Source organism: Bradyrhizobium sp. HKCCYLRH1034 (genome assembly GCF_051168375.1).
Lineage (GTDB): Bacteria > Pseudomonadota > Alphaproteobacteria > Rhizobiales > Xanthobacteraceae > Bradyrhizobium.
In genome coordinates this window covers 504,371-510,370 of the sequence record NZ_JBNPUW010000006.1, presented here as the reverse complement: position 1 = coordinate 510,370, position 6,000 = coordinate 504,371, and the positions used below count along the sequence as shown (strand labels likewise).

General features: G+C 67.5%; 6 protein-coding genes and 1 tRNA gene. 4 read left to right on the top strand and 3 right to left on the bottom strand.

Annotated features, from left to right (window positions below):
- Positions 1-849 (bottom strand): Hpt domain-containing protein (locus tag ACQR0W_RS17765; protein ID WP_434840718.1); only part of this gene is annotated, 849 nt, incomplete at its 3' end.
- Between the two features lie 243 nt (positions 850-1,092).
- Entirely contained in the window at positions 1,093-1,755 is a 663-nt protein-coding gene (gene chpT, locus ACQR0W_RS17760) for a histidine phosphotransferase ChpT (RefSeq protein WP_315752676.1), read from the bottom strand.
- A gap of 232 nt (positions 1,756-1,987) precedes the next feature.
- On the opposite strand from chpT, the gene cysQ reads away from it, so the two are divergent.
- Entirely contained in the window at positions 1,988-2,821 is an 834-nt protein-coding gene (cysQ, locus tag ACQR0W_RS17755) for a 3'(2'),5'-bisphosphate nucleotidase CysQ (protein ID WP_316169369.1), read from the top strand.
- A gap of 15 nt (positions 2,822-2,836) precedes the next feature.
- On the opposite strand, the gene ACQR0W_RS17750 is transcribed toward cysQ, so the two are convergent.
- Positions 2,837-3,343 (bottom strand): YHS domain-containing (seleno)protein, encoded by a 507-nt coding sequence (locus ACQR0W_RS17750; RefSeq protein WP_315752674.1) that lies wholly within the window; start codon positions 3,341-3,343, stop codon positions 2,837-2,839.
- A 119-nt stretch (positions 3,344-3,462) separates the two neighbouring features.
- On the opposite strand from ACQR0W_RS17750, the gene ACQR0W_RS17745 reads away from it, so the two are divergent.
- The 3 genes from ACQR0W_RS17745 to ACQR0W_RS17735 all read left to right on the top strand — a co-directional run bounded on the left by ACQR0W_RS17745 (position 3,463) and on the right by ACQR0W_RS17735 (position 5,833).
- The gene (locus ACQR0W_RS17745; protein ID WP_315714007.1) at positions 3,463-4,089 is read left to right on the top strand and encodes a DUF1134 domain-containing protein; all 627 of its coding nucleotides are present in this window, start codon (positions 3,463-3,465) and stop codon (positions 4,087-4,089) included.
- Positions 4,090-4,233: 144 nt separating this feature from the next.
- Positions 4,234-5,520 carry a hypothetical protein gene (locus tag ACQR0W_RS17740; RefSeq protein ID WP_316169370.1) on the top strand — a complete coding sequence of 429 codons (1,287 nt, stop codon included), beginning with the start codon at positions 4,234-4,236 and terminating at the stop codon, positions 5,518-5,520.
- Positions 5,521-5,758: 238 nt separating this feature from the next.
- Positions 5,759-5,833 (top strand) — tRNA-Val (locus ACQR0W_RS17735).
- Positions 5,834-6,000: the final 167 nt, after the last annotated feature.

Below are 6,000 nucleotides of genomic sequence, written 5' to 3'. Positions count from 1 at the left end.
CTGCAGCGGCACCTTGAACTCGGTGTCCTCGTTGCGGCGGGCGATCTCCAGGAGCTGGTTGCGCGTCAGCACCAGCTCCGAGACCATCGTCATCAGATGTTCGAGCGTGTCGACGTTGACGCGGATCGACTGGTTGGCGACCTTGTCGTTCTCGTGCACCTCGCCGTCGGCATTGACCTTCGGCCGCGCCGCCTTCTTCGGCTCGGCCTTGGCCTCTGCTTCCGCCTTGGCAGGCCCGGCCTTGGCGACCGGCGCCGGGGCAGCGGCCTTGGGCTCAGGCGCCTTCTCATGCGCGGGCGGCAACTCGATCGCGGTCTCGCGGAAGGCCCGCTCGAGCTCGTCGAGCGACACTTCGCCCGGACGCAGCGGACGCTCCAGCGTCTGGTCGATCAGCGAGCCGTGCGTCACCGCGGGGGCGGGCGGCGCGGCCGGCACCAGCGGCGGGGCCGCCTCGCCGGCGGCCATCGCCGCCATGCCGCGCTCGACCATGGCCTCGAGCTCGCTGATGAGGTCGCGGTCCTCGCCCTCGGGCTCGGCCTCGTTGGCCTCGAGCTGTCCCAGGATGTCCTTGATGCGGTCGATCGTGGTCAGGATCAGCGTCACGGCCTCGCCGGTCACCGGCATGCCGTCGCGGAATTTGCCCATCAATGTTTCGGCGGCGTGCGCCAGCGCCTCGAGCCGAGGCAGGCCGAGGAAACCGCAGGTCCCCTTGATCGTGTGCACCAGCCGGAAGATGTTATCGAGGATCTTGGCGTTGTTCGGCTCCTGCTCGAACCGTACCAATTGATTGTCGACGGTATCCAGGCTCTCGCTGGTCTCCGTCAGGAACTCACGCAACAGGTCATCCATGAAACTGGCCTTCGCACGCAACGGAACGCGACATGACGCGCCCTTCAAACCGTGGCCAGTTTCGGTGCAAAGCGTTTAATATTAGTTGAGTAAGCGCAAATGAACGGACTCAACAAAGAGATAAGATGCATCCGGACAAGTTCGGACACATCGGCAAGGCTTGATTAACCATGGTGAATGGATTGTTGCGTCTGTCCCACGACACGAGGTCGCAGGGACTGACGCGGCAGGACGTCCGCCCGATCAGGCCGCCTGCACGACCATCGCATTGCCGTCGGCGGTGAGCGTCACCTTGAGGCCGCAGGCATCGGCGAGCAGACGGGTGTAGTAGGGCTGCACCGCGTGGGCATCGATGGTCGATTGCAAGTCGCCACCGAGCAGATTGACGATGTTCTGCGGCAGCCGGGCATTGAGCCCGGTGGCGGCGACGCGGAAGCTCATGGTCTCGCCATCGCCGATCGGGTCGACCGTCAGCATGCCGCCGCGCGGGATCGTCTGCTGCGCCACCACCATCATGTTGAGCAGCAGCTTGACCCGGTTCTTGGGCAACAGCAGCCGCGGCAGATTCCAGGTGATCGAGGTCTTGGCGTCCTCGATGTGGCCGCGCGCCATGGTCTGGGCGTCGCCGAGATCGATCTGCGCGCCCGCAGAGCCGGCCGCACCGAAGGCGAGGCGACAGAATTGCAGCCGGGCCGACGCCGTCTTGGCGCTCTTGCGGATCAGCTCCAGCGCGAAGTCGCGATCCTCCGGCTTCGGATTGTCGTCGAGCACCTCGAGCCCATTGACGATGGCGCCGACCGGACTAATCAGGTCGTGGCAGACCTTCGAGCAGAGCAGAGCGGCAAGTTCGAGCGTATCGGGAGCGGGAATCGGATTGGCGATCTCGGGAGAGGACGTGCCGGACATTCGATGTTCCTGAAATCCGCGAACCTGGGCGAATCATGCTTGCGTTAACGCTTGATACACTGCGAAAGCATGGACCGCCACCGAACTGAGAGCGGGACACGGGAAAGTACGTAGCGGTTTTCCCGGCAGCCGCAATGAACGTGCGAACGGCCGTACCCGGATGCGCCGGGCGCCAGAACAGGGATACGATGATGCCAGCTGCGTACGGAATGGCCGGAAGGAGCACCGCGCAATGACGACGGCACCGACTGCAGGAACCGTCGGGGTCGAGGCCGCCGCGGCGCTGATGACGCCCCTGACGGAGCTCGTCGTCGAGGCGGCCTACGCGATCCTCGCCGTCAACCGCCGCGCCATGGCCGTTACCGACAAATCCGACGGCTCGCCGGTCACCGAGGCCGATCTTGCCGCCGACCGGGTCATTGCCGAGGGGCTGGCGCGGCTGGCGCCCGCGATTCCCGCGCTGTCGGAGGAGCGGGTCGGGGCGAGCGCAGGACCGTTCGAGGGCAGCTTCTTCCTGATCGATCCGCTCGACGGCACCAAGGAGTTCGTCGCCGGGCGCGGCGAGTTCACGGTCAACCTGGCGCTGGTTACCGACGGCAGCCCGCTGCTCGGCATCGTCTGCGCGCCGGCGATCGGCCAGATCTGGCGCGGCCTGGTCGGCCGTGGCGCCGAGCGGCTGTCGTTCACCGAGGCGGGTCTGGCGGCCGCCGAGCCGATCCGCACCCGGCCGATGCCGCCGCAAGGCGCGGCATGGGTCGCCGCGGTCAGCCGGTCGCATGGCGATGCCCGCACCGAAGCCTTCATTGCGGCGCGTCCGGGCGCGGTGCGCCTGCCGCTCGGCTCGGCCGTGAAGTTCGGCCGGCTCGCCGAAGGTCTGGCCGACATCTATCCCCGGCTCGGCCCGACCTCGGAATGGGACGTGGCGGCAGGCCACGCCGTGGTCGCAGCCGCCGGCGGCACCGTCACCAGCGAGACCGGCGCGCCGTTGCGCTATGGCGAGCGCCCCGACGGCTTCATCGTGCCGTCCTTCATCGCCTGGGGCGACCCGGCTGCGGTGAAGGTTTGAGACAGCCCTGCCGCGCTATTGCGGCAGGTCGCCCTCGAGCGCCGGCCAACGGGCCTCCGCACCCGGCAGATAGCGGCTCGGGTCGGCCGCGAAAGCGTCGCGGCTCTCTTCGCGGTTGAACAGGAACAGCCGTTCCTCGACCACGACGAAGAAGCGCGGGTTGCCGGCCACCGTCACGCCGCGAGCCACATCGGTCGGGTCGTAGCCGCCGAATTGCGGGCCATAGACCTCCGGATGGGCCAGGAACGAGGCGCGATTGCCCTCGTTGCGAAACCGCCAGACCACTCCACCCTGGGACGCCTCAAAATCCGGCAGCCCCGGCATGGCCCTGCCATCCACGAAATAGGAAACAGGGTCGAAGCCGTCGATCGCCAGCCCGCTGAAGCGGTCGGAGATGATGCGCTGCGTCGTGGCCGCCGGCGCGCCGACCGGCGGCAGCGCAGCGAGCGCGATAGCGGCAATTACAAGGCGAAACAGCGACTTTGACCCGGTCTGGGGCGGTTGTTGCCGTTGTGCGGTCATAGTTGGTGCCGATAACATGGGAGTCGCAGGGGCATCGCCCCTCGCCCGACAATCGCCCGATGTGATTGGCGTCAGGTTAAGGCGAGGCTCGGGCAGCCGATAGCAGGGGATTTCCATCGATGAGTTTCGCATCCCGCCTTGCCGCCACGACGTTCGCGGCCGTGCTGGCCATGACCGCGTCGGTCGCCGCGCAGCAGGCGCCCCCGCCTGCCGCGCCGCCGTATCAGCAGCCCGCCCCCCCGCCGCGCCCTGCGCCGAGCCCGGACAGCTTCAACCCGGACGAGCTCGTCAATGCCGGCCACCGCTTCTTCGGCAACGTCTCGCGCGGCCTCGCCTCGGTGATCGAGCGCGCCGTCAGCCAATGGGGCCTGCCGAATGGCTACATCCTGGGTGAGGAAGGCGCCGGTGCCTTCGTCGCCGGTCTCCGTTACGGCGAAGGCACGCTCTACACCAAGAACGCCGGCGACCTCCGCGTCTATTGGCAGGGTCCCTCGCTCGGCTTCGACTGGGGCGGCGACGGCGCCCGCACCATGACGCTGGTCTACAACCTGCCGGCCACCAGCGCGATCTACCAGCGCTTCGTCGGCATCGACGGCTCGGCCTACATCGTCGGCGGCTTCGGCATGACGGCGCTCACCGCCAACAACATCGTGCTGGTCCCGATCAGGTCCGGCATCGGCCTGCGGCTCGGCGCCAATGTCGGCTACCTCAAGTTCACGCCGAGCGCGACCTGGAACCCGTTCTGAGGCGGCCGCCGATACCGCCAATTGATGCCGCGAGGACACGTTCTCCCGTGACGGATCAAGGTTAACACGGCATTGGGCTGGCGTTGAATCAGCCCGCCGTGCATTGTGATTCCGTTAATCATTTCTGACCGGGAGTTGTGCGTCATGGTCGAGCCGATCATGTATTTTGCGATCGGTTTTCTGATCGCCATGCTCTGTGCGCTGATGATCGTGCCGCTGGTGCACAATCGTGCGGTGCGGCTGACGACGCGCCGGCTCGAGGCGGCGACGCCGCTGTCGATGGCCGAGATCCAGGCCGACAAGGACCAGCTGCGCGCGGAGTTCGCGATGTCGGCGCGGCGGCTGGAGATGAGCGTCGACGCGCTCAAGAACAAGGCCACCGGCCAGCTCGCCGACCTCGGCAAGAAGACCGACGCCATCAACCGCATGAAGATCGAGCTCGGCGAGAAGAACGCCGCGATCTTTGCGCTGGAGGCGCGCGAGAAGGCGCTGAAGGATCAGCTGCGCGCCACCGAGGAAGAATTCGCCGCCAAGACGGAGGCGCTACGCGCCGCCGAGCAGGCGCTGAAGGAGAAGCAGGCCGAGCAGGTGCGCCTGACTGCCGAGCTCAACGACAAGGCTCTGCTGGCCGACAGCCGGCAGGTCGAGCTGGTGTCCGTCAGGACCCAGGTCGAGGAGCTGCGCAGCCGCGTGGCCGACGCCGAGAAGGAATTCTCCGCGACCCAGACGCGGCTCGCGCTGGAGCGCGACGAATCCGACACCGCGACCAAGGCGCTCAACGACGCCCGCGCGCGGGTCGAGAATCTCAGCCAGCGCGTCACCGAGCTCGACCGCCAGCTGATCGTCCAGGTCAAGGAAGCCGAGATGCTGGCGAGCCGCGTCGCCGACCTCGAGGGCCGGCTGTCGACCCAGGGCAAGCTGCTTGCCGAACGTGATTTCGAGAACAACCAGCTGCGCGAGGCCAACGTGGCCGCCGACCGCGCCTTGAAGGAGCTGCGCGAGGAGCTGGCCGGGATGGGCAGCGGCAAGTCGGCCGCGTTCGAGCGGCTCAAATCCGAGAAGGCCGCCCTCGAACAGCAGCTGCAGGCCGCCCGCGACGAGCGCACCAAGCTGCAGCGCGAGATGAACGCCATCCAGCAGCAGGCCGAGAGTACCTGGGCCCAGGAGCGGATGGAGAACGCGCTGTTGCGCGAACGTATCAACGACATCGCCGCCGAGGTCGCCAAGCTCGCGATGCAGATCGAGGGCCCGAACTCGACGATCGAGGCCATGCTGGCCGCCGAGCCGGCCCCCGCCAAGCCTGCCAACGCCAATGGCGTCACCGCGGCGCCGGCTGCTGCGGCCGGCGGTGCGCCCCAGGGCGGTACCCTGGCCGACCGCATCCGCGCGCTGCAGTCTCATGCCTCGCGAGCACGGCAGCTCGGGGCCTGAGGCCGCCGGATCGGAGCCGAGTGCGGCGGATATCTGCCCCTCGCTTCAGTATGGAGGCCGGCCCGCGAGAGGGCCGGTTTCGGCCCCGATCGAGGACGGGCCACCGCACCCCGGCAGTTTTCCTCGCCATCTCCGCCGCAAATCCTTGACACCCCCTGCCCGCGCTTCGTAAATCGCGGGCTCCGACGGACTGCTTCGGCGGCTCGCTGGCTCACAGCCACGACCGCCACCGGCAACCGGGCGCATAGCTCAGCGGGAGAGCGTTCCCTTCACACGGGAGAGGTCCAAGGTTCGATCCCTTGTGCGCCCACCATTTGCCGTCGCCATCCTTTTCCTTTCATGCGATCGCTTGTGCTGGTCTGGCCCGTCGTCATGCCTCCGGCGACGCGACGGTCACGCAGGATTGAGCGGGATCAACGACTGCGTCGGCGCCTGGCTTATGTTAGCTGTCTTGCTCTGCGACCGGAAAGGTAACTCCAT

Bases quoted from the DNA above. Each gene is read 5' to 3' on its own strand.
- ACQR0W_RS17750 (WP_315752674.1), bottom strand. From the start codon at position 3,343: ATGACCGCACAACGGCAACAACCGCCCCAGACCGGGTCAAAGTCGCTG.
- ACQR0W_RS17740 (WP_316169370.1), top strand. From the start codon at position 4,234: ATGGTCGAGCCGATCATGTATTTTGCGATCGGTTTTCTGATCGCCATG.
- cysQ (WP_316169369.1), top strand. From the start codon at position 1,988: ATGACGACGGCACCGACTGCAGGAACCGTCGGGGTCGAGGCCGCCGCG.
- ACQR0W_RS17745 (WP_315714007.1), top strand. From the start codon at position 3,463: ATGAGTTTCGCATCCCGCCTTGCCGCCACGACGTTCGCGGCCGTGCTG.
- chpT (WP_315752676.1), bottom strand. From the start codon at position 1,755: ATGTCCGGCACGTCCTCTCCCGAGATCGCCAATCCGATTCCCGCTCCC.